Source organism: Nocardioides kongjuensis (genome assembly GCF_013409625.1).
GTDB classification, from domain to species: Bacteria; Actinomycetota; Actinomycetes; order Propionibacteriales; family Nocardioidaceae; genus Nocardioides; species Nocardioides kongjuensis.
Window position 1 is genome coordinate 2,404,319 of sequence record NZ_JACCBF010000001.1, and the last position, 15,715, is coordinate 2,420,033.

The 15,715-nt window shown below is 73.6% G+C and carries 19 protein-coding genes; 9 read left to right on the plus strand and 10 right to left on the minus strand.

Features of this window, described 5'->3' with window-relative positions; all coding sequences use genetic code 11:
- Positions 1-3: 3 nt before the first annotated feature.
- Together BJ958_RS11495 and BJ958_RS11500 are read left to right on the plus strand one after the other, a co-directional pair.
- A complete protein-coding gene (locus BJ958_RS11495; protein ID WP_179726958.1) occupies positions 4-534 on the plus strand; it encodes a mycothiol transferase in 531 nt (176 codons plus the stop codon).
- A 46-nt stretch (positions 535-580) separates the two neighbouring features.
- Positions 581-1,375: an acyl-CoA thioesterase domain-containing protein gene (locus BJ958_RS11500; protein ID WP_179726959.1), complete on the plus strand. Its 795-nt coding sequence runs from the start codon at positions 581-583 to the stop codon at positions 1,373-1,375.
- Here BJ958_RS11500 and BJ958_RS11505 read toward each other — a convergent pair whose 3' ends face one another.
- Positions 1,376-1,780 (minus strand): hypothetical protein, encoded by a 405-nt coding sequence (locus tag BJ958_RS11505; RefSeq protein ID WP_179726960.1) that lies wholly within the window; start codon positions 1,778-1,780, stop codon positions 1,376-1,378.
- 58 nt (positions 1,781-1,838) lie between these two features.
- Here BJ958_RS11505 and dapD point away from each other — a divergent pair, with 58 nt between their 5' ends.
- Positions 1,839-2,777, plus strand: a complete 939-nt coding sequence (gene dapD / locus BJ958_RS11510) for a 2,3,4,5-tetrahydropyridine-2,6-dicarboxylate N-succinyltransferase (protein ID WP_343052649.1) — start codon at positions 1,839-1,841, stop codon at positions 2,775-2,777.
- Between the two features lie 52 nt (positions 2,778-2,829).
- The gene (locus tag BJ958_RS11515; protein WP_179726962.1) at positions 2,830-3,717 is read left to right on the plus strand and encodes a VldE C-terminal domain-containing protein; all 888 of its coding nucleotides are present in this window, start codon (positions 2,830-2,832) and stop codon (positions 3,715-3,717) included.
- Here the strand turns inward: BJ958_RS11515 and BJ958_RS11520 are convergent.
- Positions 3,710-5,617 carry an ATP-binding protein gene (locus BJ958_RS11520; protein WP_179726963.1) on the minus strand — a complete coding sequence of 636 codons (1,908 nt, stop codon included), beginning with the start codon at positions 5,615-5,617 and terminating at the stop codon, positions 3,710-3,712. The genes BJ958_RS11515 and BJ958_RS11520 overlap by 8 nt on opposite strands.
- A gap of 63 nt (positions 5,618-5,680) precedes the next feature.
- On the opposite strand from BJ958_RS11520, the gene BJ958_RS11525 reads away from it, so the two are divergent.
- Positions 5,681-6,070 carry a cupin domain-containing protein gene (locus tag BJ958_RS11525; protein ID WP_179726964.1) on the plus strand — a complete coding sequence of 130 codons (390 nt, stop codon included), beginning with the start codon at positions 5,681-5,683 and terminating at the stop codon, positions 6,068-6,070.
- Positions 6,071-6,081: 11 nt separating this feature from the next.
- Here BJ958_RS11525 and dapC read toward each other — a convergent pair whose 3' ends face one another.
- Together dapC and fdxA are read right to left on the minus strand one after the other, a co-directional pair.
- Entirely contained in the window at positions 6,082-7,197 is a 1,116-nt protein-coding gene (dapC, locus tag BJ958_RS11530) for a succinyldiaminopimelate transaminase (RefSeq protein WP_179726965.1), read from the minus strand.
- A gap of 18 nt (positions 7,198-7,215) precedes the next feature.
- Positions 7,216-7,542 carry a ferredoxin gene (gene fdxA, locus BJ958_RS11535; RefSeq protein WP_179726966.1) on the minus strand — a complete coding sequence of 109 codons (327 nt, stop codon included), beginning with the start codon at positions 7,540-7,542 and terminating at the stop codon, positions 7,216-7,218.
- A gap of 79 nt (positions 7,543-7,621) precedes the next feature.
- Between fdxA and BJ958_RS11540 the strand changes: the two genes are divergently transcribed.
- The gene (locus BJ958_RS11540) at positions 7,622-8,590 is read left to right on the plus strand and encodes a GNAT family N-acetyltransferase (RefSeq protein WP_179726967.1); all 969 of its coding nucleotides are present in this window, start codon (positions 7,622-7,624) and stop codon (positions 8,588-8,590) included.
- Here BJ958_RS11540 and BJ958_RS11545 read toward each other — a convergent pair.
- On the minus strand, positions 8,545-9,078 hold the full coding sequence (locus BJ958_RS11545) for a GNAT family N-acetyltransferase (RefSeq protein WP_343052650.1): 534 nt from the start codon (positions 9,076-9,078) through the stop codon (positions 8,545-8,547). The genes BJ958_RS11540 and BJ958_RS11545 overlap by 46 nt on opposite strands.
- Positions 9,071-10,456, minus strand: coding sequence for a cystathionine beta-synthase (locus BJ958_RS11550; RefSeq protein WP_179726968.1), 1,386 nt, complete (start codon positions 10,454-10,456; stop codon positions 9,071-9,073). The genes BJ958_RS11545 and BJ958_RS11550 overlap by 8 nt, the downstream gene beginning before the upstream one ends.
- Before the next feature lie 37 nt (positions 10,457-10,493).
- Between BJ958_RS11550 and BJ958_RS11555 the strand changes: the two genes are divergently transcribed.
- On the plus strand, positions 10,494-11,513 hold the full coding sequence (locus tag BJ958_RS11555; protein WP_179726969.1) for a GDSL-type esterase/lipase family protein: 1,020 nt from the start codon (positions 10,494-10,496) through the stop codon (positions 11,511-11,513).
- An 84-nt stretch (positions 11,514-11,597) separates the two neighbouring features.
- Here BJ958_RS11555 and BJ958_RS11560 read toward each other — a convergent pair whose 3' ends face one another.
- Both BJ958_RS11560 and BJ958_RS11565 read right to left on the minus strand, forming a co-directional pair.
- Positions 11,598-12,428, minus strand: a complete 831-nt coding sequence (locus BJ958_RS11560) for a Bax inhibitor-1/YccA family protein (RefSeq protein ID WP_179726970.1) — start codon at positions 12,426-12,428, stop codon at positions 11,598-11,600.
- A gap of 122 nt (positions 12,429-12,550) precedes the next feature.
- On the minus strand, positions 12,551-13,234 hold the full coding sequence (locus BJ958_RS11565; protein WP_179726971.1) for a class I SAM-dependent methyltransferase: 684 nt from the start codon (positions 13,232-13,234) through the stop codon (positions 12,551-12,553).
- 115 nt (positions 13,235-13,349) lie between these two features.
- On the opposite strand from BJ958_RS11565, the gene BJ958_RS11570 reads away from it, so the two are divergent.
- Positions 13,350-13,964 carry a ClpP family protease gene (locus tag BJ958_RS11570; RefSeq protein ID WP_179726972.1) on the plus strand — a complete coding sequence of 205 codons (615 nt, stop codon included), beginning with the start codon at positions 13,350-13,352 and terminating at the stop codon, positions 13,962-13,964.
- A complete protein-coding gene (locus tag BJ958_RS11575) occupies positions 13,961-14,596 on the plus strand; it encodes a ClpP family protease (protein ID WP_179726973.1) in 636 nt (211 codons plus the stop codon). The genes BJ958_RS11570 and BJ958_RS11575 overlap by 4 nt, the downstream gene beginning before the upstream one ends.
- On the opposite strand, the gene BJ958_RS11580 is transcribed toward BJ958_RS11575, so the two are convergent.
- Complete coding sequence (locus BJ958_RS11580) at positions 14,572-14,877, minus strand: helix-turn-helix domain-containing protein (RefSeq protein WP_179726974.1); 306 nt, start codon at positions 14,875-14,877, stop codon at positions 14,572-14,574. The two genes, BJ958_RS11575 and BJ958_RS11580, sit on opposite strands and share 25 nt — an antisense overlap.
- 72 nt (positions 14,878-14,949) lie before the next feature.
- On the minus strand, positions 14,950-15,621 hold the full coding sequence (locus BJ958_RS11585) for a TetR/AcrR family transcriptional regulator C-terminal domain-containing protein (RefSeq protein WP_218865709.1): 672 nt from the start codon (positions 15,619-15,621) through the stop codon (positions 14,950-14,952).
- Positions 15,622-15,715: the final 94 nt, after the last annotated feature.

Sequence of the window (15,715 nt, forward strand, 5' to 3'; positions counted from 1 at the left end):
GCGGTGACCGGCGCGACCGGCGAGACGGGCGGGACGGGCGAGCTGGCGAACTACCGCGACCACCTCGACCACTACCGCTCGACGCTGGAGCGGTCCTGTTCCGGGCTGGACCCGGTGCAGCTGGCGAGCCGGTCGGTTCCACCGAGCACCCTGAGCCTGCTGGGGCTGGTCCGGCACCTGGCGTACGTCGAGCAGGCCTGGTTCCGGCGCGCGCTCCAGGCCGACCTCGACGAGCCGCGCCCGTTCACCGACCCGGCCGACCAGGACCTCGACTTCAACGCCGCCGTCGGCACGCAGGAGTGCGTCGACGAGGCGTTCGCCGAGTGGCGCCGGCAGGTGGCCCGTGCCGATGAGTGGCTGGACGCCCAGGACGATGCCGCCATGGCCCGGGTCGTGGTCTACAACAGCGACGGCGCGACCACGCCCGTGCGCGACATCCTCGTGCACATGGTCGAGGAGTACGCCCGGCACTGCGGGCACGCCGACCTGCTGCGCGAGCGCATCGACGGCGTCACCGCCAGCCGACCGGCGTGAGCACCGCCACGTCGTCGCTGTCCCCGCGCTCCGGCACGATGGAGGGGTGAGCCACCTCCTCGACGACGCCGTGGCGTCGCAGCCCCTCGGCGACGGCGTGCACCGGGTCCACGTCACCGCCGACTGGAACACCGCGAACCAGACGCCGAACGGCGGCTACGTGCTGGCGCTGCTGCAGCACGCCGTGCTCCAGGAGTCGGCCCACCCCGACGCGCTGAGCATCTCGATCACCTACTTCCGCCCGGCCCTCCCCGGCCCGGCCGACATCCGGGTCCGGGAGGTCCGCAAGGGGCGCCGCGTGTCGACGTACGACGCCGTCCTGGTGCAGGACGGCAAGGAGGTCGCGCACGCCGTCGTCAGCACCCACGACTGGGACGCCACGGGGACGGTCGAGCACACGCCGCACGCCGCACCCGTCGTGCCGCGTCCCGAGGAGTGCGCCGACGCGAGCGAGCTGATCCCGGCCGGGATGGTGCCGATCCTCGACCGCTACAGCTACCGTGCCCCCGTCGTCGCCGGCTGGCTGCGCGGCGAGCCCAGCGGTGTCACCGAGTCGCTGTGCTGGATCCGCGCGGTCGACGAGCAGCCGGTCGACGCGCTGCTGGCCGGCGCGATGATCGACGCCTTCCCGCCGGTGACCGCCGAGATCGGGCACCTCGCCTCGGCCACCATCCAGCTCACCGTCCACTACCGACGGCGCCCGGAGACGGTGTGGGCGCTGGGTCACGTCGTGACCCGCCACGTCATCGCCGGCTACCACGACGAGGACGTCGAGCTGTGGGACGAGCAGGGCCGGCTGATCGCGCAGGGACGCCAGCTCGCGATCCTGGCGGAGGGCTGATCACCGCTCCGCGACGGTGATCGTCGAGCCCGCGTCCAGCGTGGGCGTGCCGAAGCCGACCGAGCCGCCGCGCTCGAGGGAGAAGGCGGTGCACGGGTCGGCCACGTCGAAGCCGCCGTCCTCGCCCTCCGCCGCCATCGGCCTGCTGGTCTCCAGCGCCACCTGGTCACCGTCGACCTGGACGACGGTGACGACGACGTCGTCGTACCCGACGAGGTCGACGGTGAAGGTCTCGCCCTCGTCGAGCTCGTGGGTCGTGACGACGGGCGCGGGCTGCTCGCGCGACCAGCCGCTCCAGCCCTGCACGGTCACCTCGAGGCGGACCGGTCCGTCGTCGCCGCAGCCTGCGAGCGGGAACAGCACGAGCATCAGGGGCGCGAGCAGGTGGCGGGGTCCGAGAGGCATGTCCGTCGGACGACGCCGACGCGTCCCCGGTTCCCCGCAGCACCTAGAATCTCCTCACGTGACTGCCGCTTGGGGCTTCGGCCTGACGACCTACGCCGCCGACCAGACCGTTCTCGACACCTGGTTCCCCGCCCCCGCGCTGGGCGAGAAGCCCGCCGACGCGCAGGCTCCCGCCGAGCTGGTCGCGCTCGAGGGCACCGACGAGGCGCGTGGGGTCACCCGCAAGGTCAACCTGGTCGAGATCGCCGACCTGGCCGCCGCCCCCGTTGACACCACCGATGTCTGGCTGCGCCTGCACCTGCTGTCGACGCGGCTGGTCCAGCCGCACGGGCAGAACCTCGACGGCATCTTCGGCCTGCTGACCAACGTGGTGTGGACCTCCGCCGGCCCGTGCGCGGTCGAGGGCTTCGAGCTCACCCGCCTCCGGCTGCAGGCCGCGGGCCAGCACGTCACCGTGTACGGCGTCGACAAGTTCCCGCGCCTGGTCGACTACGTCATCCCCGCCGGTGTGCGGATCGCCGACGCCGACCGGGTCCGCCTCGGCGCACACCTCGCCGCGGGCACCACCGTCATGCACGAGGGCTTCGTCAACTTCAACGCCGGCACGCTCGGCACCTCGATGGTCGAGGGCCGGATCTCGGCCGGGGTCGTCGTGGGCGACGGCTCCGACATCGGCGGCGGCGCCTCGATCATGGGCACCCTGTCCGGCGGCGGCAAGCAGGTCATCTCGGTCGGCCAGCGCTGCCTGCTCGGCGCCAACGCCGGCATCGGCATCTCGCTCGGCGACGACTGCGTCGTCGAGGCCGGCTGCTACGTCACCGCCGGCACCAAGGTCACCGTGCTCGAGCCCGGCCGGGACGCCCGCGTCGTGAAGGCGGCCGACCTGTCCGGCGCCAGCAACGTGCTGTTCCGCCGCAACTCCGTCTCCGGCACGATCGAGGCGGTTCCGTGGCAGGGCGAGGGGATCGCCCTGAACGCCGCGCTGCACGCCAACTGAGCGCGCTGCTCGCCGTACCGCCGCGTCACCACCCCCCACGCACACTGGTCCCGTGAAGCGCAGGGCCTGGGGCGTCGTCGTCGCCGTCACGGTCCTCGCGACCGCGGTGGCGATCGGCATCGGCGTGCTCCGGGCCACCGACGAGCTCGTGGGCGGCCCGAGCGGCGACTGCACGGTCACCGTCGGCGGTCACACCGTCGACATCAGCGGCGAGCAGGCCGAGAACGCGGCGCTGATCGCCTCGATCGCCGTCCGCCGCGGGCTGCCCGCCCGGGCGACGTCGATCGCGCTCGCGACGGCCTACCAGGAGTCGAAGCTGCAGAACATCGACTACGGGGACCGCGACTCGCTCGGCCTGTTCCAGCAGCGCCCCTCGCAGGGCTGGGGCACCCGCGAGCAGATCCTGGACCCGGAGTACGCGACCAATGCGTTCTACGACGCGCTGGTGAAGGTCGACGGCTACCAGACCATGGAGATCACGGTCGCGGCCCAGCGGGTGCAGCGCTCCGCCTTCCCCGACGCGTACGCCGACCACGAGGCCGACGGCCGCGCGCTGGCCTCGGCGCTGTCGGGCCACTCCCCCGCCACGTTCAGCTGCGACCTCGCCGGTGGCGCCCCGACCGCCGACGCCGAGCTCACCGGGACCGGGCTGACGCCGCGGGCCGACGCGGTGCGCAAGGAGCTGCTGAGGCACTTCGGGCGGCTGACCTTCGGCGAGAACCCGACCGGTGGCCGCGGCGTGGACGTCGTCGCCGCGCGGGGCAGGGCGGGCACCGTGCGGGGCTGGGCGATCGCGCACTGGACGGTCGCGAACGCCGCGCGGCTCGAGGTGCGCACCGTGCGCTTCGACACGATGGTGTGGACCGCCGGCCGCGACGGGTGGCGCCGGGACGACGCCGCCGCCGACCGCGACCACGTCCGCGTCGACGTGTTCAGGTGACCACCTCCCAGGTCAGCGGCACGACCGGGTCGGGCACGTAGCTGCAGCAGGCGCCGGTCCGCACGGCCCGGCTCAGGTGGCCACCGAGCTCGGGGTGCACCTCCGCGATCCGCGCCAGCGCGTAGCGCAGCGACCGGGTGACGCTGGTCCGCGCGCGCTCGGCGGTGCCGCCGGTGACCCGCGCGCGGCCGCCGAGGCCGACCGCGCCGGCGAGCTCGGCGAGCAGGTAGTCACGGTCGCGCTGGGCGAGCTGCCGCCGCGCCTCGTCGTGGTCGCGCTCAGCCTCGGCCAGGTCGTCCTCGACCTCGGCCAGCCGTCGGCGGTACGACGCCCGCGCCTCGTCGTCGAGCACCGGCAACCCCTGCTCGACCAGCCCGGCGCCGGCCAGGTCGAGCGCCGGGACCTCGCGGCCGGGGCTGGCCAGCAGCTGGGCGAGCAGCTGCACGCCCTTGAGGTCGGGCAGCCAGGCCTCGGTGCCGTCGTACCCCAGGCGCCAGCGGTCGCCGTCACGGACCAGGGTGGCGGCACGGCCGGCGCTCGGCGTGCCCCGGTCGCCCAGCAGTTCTGCCACCTCCGCTGCCCTGCCCACGGCGCCGAAGGACGCGAAGGCGGCGGCCGCGGCCTCCCACTCGAGCCGCGCCAGCTCCTCGTCACCGCACGCGCGGTGGGCGTGCCCGAGCACGAGTCGCGCGCACGCGGCGTCGTAGGGCGCCGCCAGGTCGGCCCACGCGGCGACGGCGGTCCGGGCGGGCCCGAGGGCCAGCGAGGGATCCGTGCCGAGCAGCGCAGCGCGGGCCCGGGCGAGGGCGGCGTCGGCGTGCAGGGCCGTGCTCGGGTAGCGGGCGACGATCCGCTCCAGCTCGGCAGCAGCGTGCTCGGCTGCTGCGGCGTCGGACGCGGCCACGGCGATCTCGGACTGAGCGGCGAGCAGCGGCACCAGCCGCAGGTCGCCGAAGGGCGGGCGCTCCTTCCACGGCACGTCCATCGGGTGCGCGACCTCGTCGCGCACCATCGCCGCCGCACCGGCGACGTCGCCGCGGGCCAGCCGCAGCAGCCCCAGCCCGGGTTGGGGTGACCAGGCGTGCTCGTGGGCCTCGCGGTAGGCGGCCTCGGCACCGTCGAGGTCGCCACGACGCAGCCGGACGTTCCCGAGCTCGACGAGCGGCCAGCCGTACTCGCGGCGCAGCCACGGACGCAGCTCGTCGCACGCCGCCAGCGCCTCCGCCTCGGCGGCGTCCGCCGGACCGGAGAACCGGAGCAGCTCGGCCCGGTGCACCCGGCAGCGGCCGTGGGTGGCACCGAACGCCGGGCCGTGCCGCCAGCGCTCCATCACGTCGGTCCACTCCCGGGCCCGGTCGTGGCGGCCGAGCCACAGCGCGGCGCAGATCAGCTCGCAGTAGACGTTGCCGGTGGTGAGCGGGTCGAAGGAGCCGGCCGCGAGGTCGACCGCCAGCTCGTCGAGCAGGTCGATCCCCTCGTCGACGTCACCGCGGTGGATGGCGAGCCGGGCCAGGGCGACCCGGCCCAGCCCGCGGGCCGGGTCGACGCCGAACTCCTCACCGAGGGCGACCGCCTCGCGGGCCGGTCCGAGGGCACCGTCCGGGTCACCGGAGAGGAACCGCTCGTAGGTGCGGATGACCGCGAGCAGCGCGTGCACCGGTCCCGGGTCGGCGTCGCCGAGCAGCCGGCGCACCCGCGCGGTCCAGCCCCGGACCGGCGCGAGCAGACCGGTCTCGCAGAGCAGGTTGAGCGCCACGAGGGCGCCGGCCCGGGCAGCGGCGCCCGTCTCGCCGGCGGCCAGGTGGGCGTCGTACATCTGCTCCCAGGCCGCGACCGCGCCCTCGAGGTCGCCCGCGGCGTACCGCTCGAGCGCCTGCCGCTCGAGGTCGTCGGGGGCCATGTCGCATTGTGACACCGGTTGTCACGCCTCAGGGGTGAACCGCTCCCCGAGGAAGGAACCGCCATGCACGTGAGGACCGACGACCTACCGATCAAGATGAACGCCCTGGGCGCCACCGCCCGCCACCTCGGCGACTTCGGCACCGCCCACGGCCCGCTCGCGGCCGAGCACCTCCGGCTGGCCGCCGGCGTCGACGTCGCGCCGCTCCTCGCCGGTCTCGACGACGGCCTGTGCTTCGCCGCGCACTGGGGCTACCTGGTGCGGGGTCGCGTCGTCGTGACGTACGGCGACGGCTCGACCGAGACCTGCAGTGCCGGCGAGGTCGTGCACTGGCCGGCCGGGCACACGGTGCGGGTCGAGGAGGACGCCGAGCTGGTGATGTTCAGCCCGGCCGCCGAGCACCTCGCCGTGATGAACCACATGCTGGGGGTGCTGGCGACGATCCCCGCCTAGGGACGGACTCCTCAGGCCGTGAGCCGCGCGGCCGCGGCGGCGATCCGCTCGTCCGTCGCGGTCAGCGCGATCCGGACGTGGTGGGAGCCGGCCGCGCCGTAGAAGGTGCCCGGCGCCACCAGGATGCCCTGGGCGGCGAGGTCGGCCACCATCTGCCAGCAGTCGGGGCCGTCGGGCCCCTTCGTGGTCCACAGGTAGAGCGAGGCCTCGGAGTGGTCGATCGTGTAGCCCGCGGCCTCGAGCGCCGCGCGGAGCGTTGTACGGCGCGCGCGGTAGCGCTCGTGCTGCTCCTTGACGTGCACCTCGTCGCCGAGGACGGCCGCCATGACGTGCTGCTGCGGCGCGGGCATCATCAGGCCCATGTTCTTGCGGACCGCGAGCAGCTCGGCGATCACGTCGCGGTCGCCGGCGACGAACGCACAGCGGTAGCCGGCGAGGTTGGAGCGCTTCGACAGCGAGTGGACGACGAGGATGCCCTCGGCCGAGCCGCCCGAGATGTCGGGGTGGAGGACGGAGCGTGCCTCGCCCTCCCACACGCAGTCGAGGTAGCACTCGTCGGACACGAGCAGCACGCCGCGCTCGCGGCACCAGTCGACGACCTTCTTGAGGTGCTCGTCCGGGAGCACCCGGCCCGACGGGTTCGAGGGCGAGTTGACCCACAGCAGCTTCGGCGTCTCGGGGCCGAAGGCGGTGAGTGAGTCGGTGGCGACGGCCTTCGCGCCGACCAGCGCGGCGCCGACCTCGTAGGTCGGGTAGGCCAGTGCCGGGTAGCCGATCAGGTCGCCCGGCCCGAGGCCGAGGTAGGAGGGCAGCGAGGCGATGAACTCCTTGGAGCCGATCAGCGGGAGGACCTGGTCGAGGCCCAGCCCGGTCACGCCGTGGGTGCCGGCGAGCCAGTCGACGACCGACTGCCGGACCTCGGGCGTGCCGATGGTGAGCGGGTACCCCGGGGAGTCGACGGCCGCCGTCAGCGCGGCGCGGGCGACCTCGGGCGTCGGGTCGACCGGCGTACCGATCGACAGGTCGACGATCCCGTCGGCGTGCTCACGCGCCTGCGCGGCGTACTGGGGCAGCTTGTCCCAGGGGAAGTCGGGCAGCCGGCCCGAGACGGCACCCAGTGTCACCATCGCGGTTCGGTCGGCCCCTCAGTGGTCCTGGTTCTGCGGCTCGAGCGCAGCGACGAACGCGGCGTCCTTGTCGATCTCGCCCATCTTGGCGGCACCGCCGGGCGAGCCGAGGTCGTCGAAGAACTTCACGTTGGCGTCGTAGTAGTCCTTCCACTCCTCCGGGACGTCGTCCTCGTAGAAGATCGCCTCGACCGGGCAGACCGGCTCGCAGGCACCACAGTCGACGCACTCGTCGGGGTGGATGTAGAGCATCCGCTTGCCCTCGTAGATGCAGTCGACGGGACACTCGTCGACGCACGCACGGTCCTTGACGTCGACGCACGGCTGCGAGATGACGTAGGTCATCGATTCCTCCTGAGACCAACGAGCGCGGATGCTCGACACGAAAGTGTTTCGTGTCGGGGCTCAGCCTAGTATCCCCGTCGTGCCCGACGCGTCAGGACCCCAGGAAAATGGACACGGACCGGGCCAGCACCTGCTCGGCCCCCACGTGGTGGGCCAACGCGTCGTCGTACGACGGCTGCTTCGCGGGGTGAGCGGGCCGAGCGGTGGACCGGCCTTCACCGACGTGCTCGGCACCTGCCTGTCGTGGGCCGACGGCGTGTGCGTCGTCCAGCCGGAGACGGGCGCCACGGTGAGCATCGAGATCGCCGACATCGTGTCCGGCAAGCCGGTCCCCCCGCGCCCCGCCGCCCGGCTGCGGGTCGGCGTCCGCGACGCCGAGTCGCGCACCGGCGGGCTGTGGACCACGGTCGACCGCGAGCCGCTGGGCGAGTGGGAGCTGCGCTCGGACCGCGCTCCGGTCGGCCGCCTGCTCAAACGGGCCAACTCGTGCCTGGCGATCGGCGATCCGGGCCGCCCGTTCCCCGAGGCGCTGGCCGCCGTCGAGGCGTTCTACGCCGATCGGGGCCGCGACCCACTCGTGCAGGTGGAGGCGGACTCGGCGGTCGAGGGGGCGTTCGCGGGGGCGGGCTGGCAGCGGCTGGAGTACGGCGAGTCGGACTTCCTGCTCGGCTCCGTGGCCCGCCTGCGACGCTCGCTGCCCCGCTCGGCGCACGACGTCGAGCTCTCCGCCGTCGGCGTTCGCGCGGTCGCGTCGGTGGACGCCGGTTGCGACCCGGTGGCCGAGGCTCGGGCCACCGTCGACGGCGACTGGGTCGGTCTGCACGCGGTCACCGTCGACCCGGCCCACCGCAGGCGCGGCCTCGCGACGGCCGTGGTCGGCGAGCTCCTCGGCTGGGCGGCCGAGCAGGGCGCGATGACGGCCTGGGTGCACGTCGAGACCGACAACCCCGGCGGGCGGGCGTTCTGGGAGGCGCTGGGACTCACCGCCCACCACACCTGCCGCTACTGGGCTCCCAGCTCCGCGAGCGCCTGGCCGGTCAGCCGGTAGGTCGTCCACTCGTCCATCGGGTGCGCGCCGAGCGACTCGTAGAACTCGATCGACGGCGTGTTCCAGTCCAGCACCGCCCACTCGACGCGCCGGTAGCCGCGCTCCACGGCGATCCGGGCGAGGGCGGTGAGCAGCGCCCTGCCCAGCCCCTTGCCCCGCTGGTCGGGCTGGACGAAGAGGTCCTCGAGGTAGATCCCCGGGGTCCCGGTCCAGGTCGAGTAGGTGCGGAACCACAACGCCATGCCGACCACCCGGCCCTGCGGGCCGCCGTCCTCGGCGACCAGCACGCTGGCCACCGGGTCGTCCCCGAACAGCCAGCGGTGCAGGTCGGCCTCCGTGGTCTCCACCGCGTCCGGCTCGCGCTCGTAGGCGGCGAGGGCACGGATCAGCCGGAGGACGTCGGGGACGTCCTCCGGCGTCGCCGCACGGACCGGCCCGGTCAGCCCGGCCAGCCCGGTCAGCCCGGCCAGCCCGGTTGCGTCAGCCACGCGCGAGGAAGTTCAGCAGGTCGTGGCGGGTGAGCACCCCGACCGGCTTGCCGTCCTCGTGGACCAGCACGGCGTCCGCGGACTCGAGCAGGGGCACCGCGGCCGTCGCGTCCTCGGTGGAGCCGATGGTCGGCAGCGCCGCCGACATGTGCTGCTCGACCGAGTCGGTCAGCTTCGCCTTGCCGGTGAACAGCGCGTCGAGCAGCGCCCGCTCGGAGACGGAGCCGGCGACCTCGGCAGCCACGATCGGGGGCTCGGCCCGCACGACGGGCATCTGCGAGACGCCGTACTCCTGGAGGATCTGGACCGCCTCGGCGATGGTCTCGTTGGGGTGCGTGTGCACGAGCGCGGGCATGCCCTTCGACTTGCTGCGCAGCACCTCGCCGACGGTCTGCGCCGGCCGCGGCTGGCCGGTGCTGAAGCCGTACTGGGCCAGCCAGTCGTCGTTGAAGACCTTGCTGAGGTAGCCGCGACCGGAGTCGGGCAGCAGGACGACGATGACCGCGTCGTTCCTGCCCTCGGCAGCGAGCTCCTGCGCGAGCTGGCGTGCGGCGTACGCGGCCATGCCGGAGGAACCGCCCACCAGCAGCGCCTCCTCGCGGGCCAGGCGGCGGGTGAAGGCGAACGAGTCGGCGTCGGAGACCTCGATGATCCGGTCGGCCACGCCGCGGTCGTAGGTCTCGGGCCAGAAGTCCTCGCCGACCCCCTCGACGAGGTAGGGGCGGCCGGTGCCGCCGGAGTAGACCGAGCCAGCGGGGTCGGCGCCGACGACCTGGACGTCGGCGTTCTGCTCCTTGAGGTACCGGCCGATGCCGGAGATGGTGCCGCCGGTGCCGACGCCCGCGACGAAGTGGGTGATCCGCCCCTCGGTCTGGCGCCACAGCTCGGGGCCGGTCTCCTCGTAGTGGGAGCGCGGGTTGTGCGGGTTGGAGTACTGGTCGGGCTTCCACGCCCCGGGCTGGTTGGCCAGCCGGTCGGACACGTTGTAGTAGGAGTCGGGGTGCTCGGGGGCGACGGCCGTGGGACACACGACCACCTCGGCGCCGTAGGCCTTGAGGACGTTGCGCTTGTCCTCGCTGACCTTGTCGGGGCACACGAAGATGCACTTGTAGCCCTTCTGCTGGGCCACCATCGCCAGCCCGACGCCGGTGTTGCCGGACGTCGGCTCGACGATCGTGCCCCCGGGCTGCAGGGCGCCGGATGCCTCGGCGGCCTCGATCATCCGGGTGGCGATCCGGTCCTTCACCGAACCGCCGGGGTTGAGGTACTCGACCTTCGCCAGCACCAACGGTCCGTCGGTGGGCAGGTCGAGGGAACGGTTGAGCCGGACCAGCGGGGTGTTGCCGATCAGCTCCAGCAGGGACTCGACGTACTCCATGCCCCCACCGTATCGGTGGATCCGTAGCATGGCGTGCGTGAGCAAGGCGTCCGCAGCCCGCAAGCTCGCCGCCGCCGCGCTGTACGGCGGGGGCGGGCTGTCTGCCCTCGGCGCCGGTCTCTACGGCGTGCTGTCCGCCGAGGCGAGGCTCGCCCGCAAGACGATCGGCCCCGCGCGGGACGAACCGCCGCCTGACGCGACCGGTTGGTACGGCCGCGGCCGCCCCGGACCGGCCATCCGGATCGCGGTCCTCGGCGACTCCAGCGCCGCCGGCTACGGTGTCGAGCGGGTGGAGGAAACGCCGGGCGCCCTGATCGGAACTGCCGTCGCCGAGCACGCCGACCGGCGTGTCTACCTGCGCGAGTTCTGCGTGGTCGGCGCCAAGTCCTCCGACCTCGCCGCCCAGGTCGACCGGGCCCTGCCGATCGAGCCCGAGGTCGCCGTCATCCTGATCGGCGGCAACGACGTCACCCACACCGTGCGGCCCTCGCACTCCGTGCGCGCGCTCGCGGACGGCGTACGCCGGCTGATCGCTGCCGGCGCCACGGTGGTCGTCGGCACCTGTCCCGACCTCGGCACCATCCAGCCGATCGCTCCGCCGCTGCGCCAGGTCGCACGGGCCTGGTCGCGCCGGCTCGCCGCCGCCCAGACCATCGCGGTCGTCGAGGAGGGCGGCCGCACCGTGTCCCTCGGCGACATCCTCGGCCCCGAATTCGCGGCCGCCCCGGCCCTGCTCTTCGGCCCGGACCAGTTCCACCCGTCGGCCGAGGGCTACCGGGCGCTGGCCGGCGTGCTCGTGCCGTCGGTGCTGGCCGCACTGGAGCCGACCGGCGAGGAGACGGGCCTCGAGGCCTTCCGCGGCGAGGGCGTCCTGCCCGTCACCCGCGCCGCCGTCCAGGCCGTCAACGAGCCCGGCACCGAGCTCGGTGGCACCGAGGTCGGCGGCCGCCGCGCCGGCGTGCGCGGCCTGTGGGTCGAGCTGCGGCACCGCCGCTCGCGCCGCCACGTCCCCGGCGAGGCGCCCGAGGAGCACGAGAGCGCCCCGAACCCGGCCTGAGGACTCGGGCTCCGGACGCACGACGGCCCCGGTCCCCACCGAGGTGGAGCCGGGGCCGGCGTGCGACGCGGGAGCGCCGAACCGTCAGTCCTGCTGGAGGATCGCGAGGATCCGCAGCAGGTTGGTGTAGATCCAGACCAGGCTGACGAGCAGGCCGAAGGAGGCCCGCCACGACTCGCGCTCCGGGAGGCCGTTGCGCACGCCCTGCTCGACGAAGTCGAAGTCGAGGATCAGCATGAACACGCCGAGGACCAGGCCGGCGATGGCGAAGACGAGGCCCAGGGCACCGTCGTCGAACAGGCCGAGCCCGTTGCCGAAGAGGCCGAGGACGACCTCGAGCAGGCTGAGGGCGACCATGCCGAACATCGCGGCGACCACGAAGGTGCGGAACTTCTGGCCGACCTGGATGTCGAGGACCTTGTAGGCGGCCAGGGTGCCGGCGAAGGCGGCGAAGGTGCCGATCACGGCCTGCACGATGATGCCGCCGCCGTAGACCGCGTTGAAGAGCTCACTGATCGCGCCGAGCGCGACACCCTCGGCCACGGCGAACGCCATGACCAGCCCGGGGCTGATGATCCGCTTGAAGGAGTTGACCAGCGACAGGAGGAACGCCGCGCCACCACCGATGGCGGAGGCCGCGAGCACGCTCGACGGGATGCCCGTCTCGGGGCTGATCGCCGGGGTGACCAGCCACGTGACGGCCGCGGCGACGATCGTGATGGCGATCGTGATGCTGGTCGACTGCACGACCGAGTCGATGGTCATCCGGCCCTGGCGGGTGGGTGCCTCGGGCGCCGGGTAGCCGGGCTGGGCGTAACCGCCGTACTGCTGCGGCTCGCCGAAGCCCTGGTAGGCCGCGGCTCCGGAGCGGTTGAACTCCTCCGAGCGCCGGAACACCGGGTTGTTGCTCTGCATGGTCTCCTCCGCAGGCTTGCGAGTCTGCCGGGCGGCCACGGTGGCTGCCCTCCACCTACAGTCTAGGTGTCTCGATGTCGGAGGAACGCACGACAACCGGGGAAGGTTCCCCAACCTGCCGATCAGGTACGACGACGCAGCCGCACCACCGTGTCGCGGACCAGCAGCGGGCCCTCGGGGGTGGCCTGCTCGCGCACGGGCGTGTCGGCGACCTCGACCTCCCAAGCGCCGTCCGGCCGGTCGGCGCCGAGCGTCGTGAGCACCCGGTCCGGCTCGAACATCAGGCCCGGTCCGTGGTCGTGGCGGGCGCCGGTGGTGACGTCGTCGGGGTGGTGCGCGGTGACGAGCAGCCGACCGCCCGGGGCGACCGCGCGGGCGATCCCGCGGTAGATCGCGGGGAAGTCCGGCAGCGGCACGTGGAGGAAGCTGACCGTCACCAGGTCGAAGGTGTGGCGGCCGGCGGGGCGCGGGTCGGCCAGCGCGTCGTAGAAGCCGACCTTGATGCGGTCGCCGACGCCCTCGTCCTCGGCGTGCGCGGCGAGCTTGCCGAGCGCCACCTCCGACACGTCGACGGCGGTCACCCGCCAGCCCTGCTTCGCCAGCCACACGGCGTCGCCGCCCTCGCCGCAGGCGACGTCGAGCGCCGTGCCGGGCGTGAGGTCGGCGACCTGCTCGACCAGGCGCTGGTTGGGCCGGCCGCTCCAGACGCGGTCGGCGCCGCCGTACCGCTCGTCCCAGAAGCCGGCGCTCAGCGCGTCCCGCAGCTCGTCGAGGGTCTGGTCGCGGTGGTGCTCGTGACGGTGCATGCGACCACTGTCCCGCTTCAGGTGGACATGAAGTCAAGCGCTGCTGTGGGCAGCGCCCCGCTGCCGTGGGCGGATCCGCCTTCTGCGCCCCGCGCCGGCCGTCGACAGTGGCGTCATGAGCGACGACAACCGACCCCGCACCTTCGACGACCGGGTACGACGCGAGCTGCTCCAGCAGCGCGTGCTGGTGCTCGACGGCCCTCTCGACGACGACAACGGCGTGCTGCTGGCCAGCCAGCTGGTGGCGCTCGCCGCCGACGACCCCGGCGCGGACGTCGCGCTGTGGATCCACTCGCCCGGCGGCTCCGTGCCCGCGATGCTCGCGATCCGCGACGTGATGCGGCTGGTGCCGTGCGACGTCGCGACGCTCGCGCTCGGCATCGCCTGCAGCGCCGGGCAGTTCCTGCTGTCCTCGGGGACCCGCGGCAAGCGCCGCGCGCTCCCCCACGCCCGGGTCCTCATGCACCAGGGCTCGGCCGGCATCGGCGGCACCGCCGTCGACATCGAGCTGCAGGCCCAGGACCTGCGCCAGACCCGCGACACGGTGCTCGCCCTCATCGCCGAGGACACCGGGCAGCCGCTGGAGCGCGTCTTCGAGGACTCGCTGCACGACCGGTGGTACTCCGCCCAGCAGGCGCTGGAGTACGGCTTCGTCGACGAGATCGTGGCGTCCTACGACGTCCTCGTGCCGCCCCGGCGCGCACCGCTGGGCCTGGGGGTCGGTCGATGAGCTCCTACCTGGTCCCCAACGTGATCGCCCAGCACCCGCGGGGCGAGCGGATCATGGACGTCTACTCGCACCTGCTCACCGAGCGCGTCGTCTACCTCGGCACGGCGATCGACGCGGGCGTCGCGAACTCGCTCGTGGCCCAGCTCCTGCACCTGGAGGCGGACAACCCGGACCGCGACATCCAGCTCTACATCAACTGCGAGGGCGGCGACCCGAGCGCGATGCTGGCGGTGCACGACACCATGCAGTTCATCCGGCCGCAGGTCGCCACCACCTGCATCGGCCAGGCGATCGCGGTCGGCGCCGTGCTGCTGGCCTCGGGAGCGGCGGGAAAGCGGTCGGCGCTCCCCCACGCGCGGGTCGTCCTGCACCAGCCGGCCGCGCAGGGCCGGGGCGCGATCCCCGACCTGATCCTGCAGGCCGACGAGGTGGTGCGGGTGCGTGCCGACATCGAGCAGATCCTGTCGCGGCACACCGGACAGGACACCGCGACGCTGCGGGCCGACACCGACCACGACCGGGTCTTCACGGCCTCAGCTGCGCGGGAGTACGGGCTGATCGACCACGTGATCGAGGAGCGCGGGCCCGCGGTGGTCGCAGCGGCGGGTCAGGCCGCGAGCGCGAGGGCGTAGGCCCCGCCGACCGCGACCGGTGCGGCGAGCGGGCGGAGGTCGCCGGCGACCGAGGTGGTGAGGTCGAGCAGCGTCGTGCCGAGGGCGCCGAGGACGGCCGCGATCATCTCGCTGCTCGGCTCCTTGACGCCGCGCTCGATCTCGGAGAGGTACTGCGGCGAGATGCCGGCCCGTCCCGCGGTCTCGGTCAGCGTCTCGCCGCGCTCCCGGCGCAGGTCGCGCAGCCGTCGTCCCACCAGGTCCCGCCACAGCGGCTCCGCCGCGTTCTGCTCCTCGGCCATGCCTCATCGTAGGTCGGCCGATCGGCCCGCCCGGGGCGTCCGGGAGGAGTTCTGCTCTGAGCAGAAGGCGGGTCAGCCGGACGCCCACCCGAGCGCGTGGAGGCGCTCGACTCCGTCGAGCAACAGGTCGAGGGCGAACGCGAACTCGGCGTCGGCATCACAGCCCGCGCCGGCGGCCGGCGCCGTGGTCGCCATCCGGATGATGGAGGGGTACGACGCGGCGTAGGTCGCCAGCGCCTGGGCGCGCGCTGCCGGCTCGTCCGGCAGGGGGGGCATGGGGACGACGTCGCGAGTGAAGCCCCACATCCGCACGCTCAGCGCGTGCATGGCGTGGTGGACCAAGTCGGCGGACAGCCCGCCGTCCAGCATGATCCCGATCAGGTCGTCCAGGTAGGCCAGGAGCGTCGGGGTCGCCACGACCCGGCTCTCGATGGCGTCCGGCAGCCAGGAATGTCGCCCAGCGACCTCGCGCGCGTCGAGGATCCGGCGACGCACGGCCCGTTTCCACTCCGGGTCCGGTGCGCCCGCGCGGATCTCGCCGACGACCCGGTCGACCATCGCGTCGACGAGCCGGTCGCGGTTCTCGAGGTGCTTGTAGAGCGCCATCGGAGTGACGCCGAGCAGCCCCGCGAGGCGCCGCATGCTGACGGCGTCGAGGCCGTCTCCGTCCGCCGTCGCGATCGCCGCGTCGAGGATCCGGTCGCGACTGAGGGCCGCGCGGGCCGGGGCGTTGGGGCTTGACACGTCTACACCGTATACCTACGCTCGTCGCTCCCGAGGTATACGCCGTACACCATGAAGGAGCACTGCCGTGAACCCACGTCATCGCCGGTACGCA

Coding starts and splice junctions, on each gene's coding strand:
- BJ958_RS11505 (WP_179726960.1), bottom strand. CDS start 1,780: ATGCCTCTCGGACCCCGCCACCTGCTCGCGCCCCTGATGCTCGTGCTG.
- BJ958_RS11520 (WP_179726963.1), bottom strand. CDS start 5,617: ATGGCCCCCGACGACCTCGAGCGGCAGGCGCTCGAGCGGTACGCCGCG.
- BJ958_RS11525 (WP_179726964.1), top strand. CDS start 5,681: ATGCACGTGAGGACCGACGACCTACCGATCAAGATGAACGCCCTGGGC.
- dapC (WP_179726965.1), bottom strand. CDS start 7,197: ATGGTGACACTGGGTGCCGTCTCGGGCCGGCTGCCCGACTTCCCCTGG.
- fdxA (WP_179726966.1), bottom strand. CDS start 7,542: ATGACCTACGTCATCTCGCAGCCGTGCGTCGACGTCAAGGACCGTGCG.
- BJ958_RS11550 (WP_179726968.1), bottom strand. CDS start 10,456: ATGGAGTACGTCGAGTCCCTGCTGGAGCTGATCGGCAACACCCCGCTG.
- BJ958_RS11560 (WP_179726970.1), bottom strand. CDS start 12,428: ATGCAGAGCAACAACCCGGTGTTCCGGCGCTCGGAGGAGTTCAACCGC.
- BJ958_RS11565 (WP_179726971.1), bottom strand. CDS start 13,234: ATGCACCGTCACGAGCACCACCGCGACCAGACCCTCGACGAGCTGCGG.
- BJ958_RS11570 (WP_179726972.1), top strand. CDS start 13,350: ATGAGCGACGACAACCGACCCCGCACCTTCGACGACCGGGTACGACGC.
- BJ958_RS11575 (WP_179726973.1), top strand. CDS start 13,961: ATGAGCTCCTACCTGGTCCCCAACGTGATCGCCCAGCACCCGCGGGGC.
- BJ958_RS11580 (WP_179726974.1), bottom strand. CDS start 14,877: ATGGCCGAGGAGCAGAACGCGGCGGAGCCGCTGTGGCGGGACCTGGTG.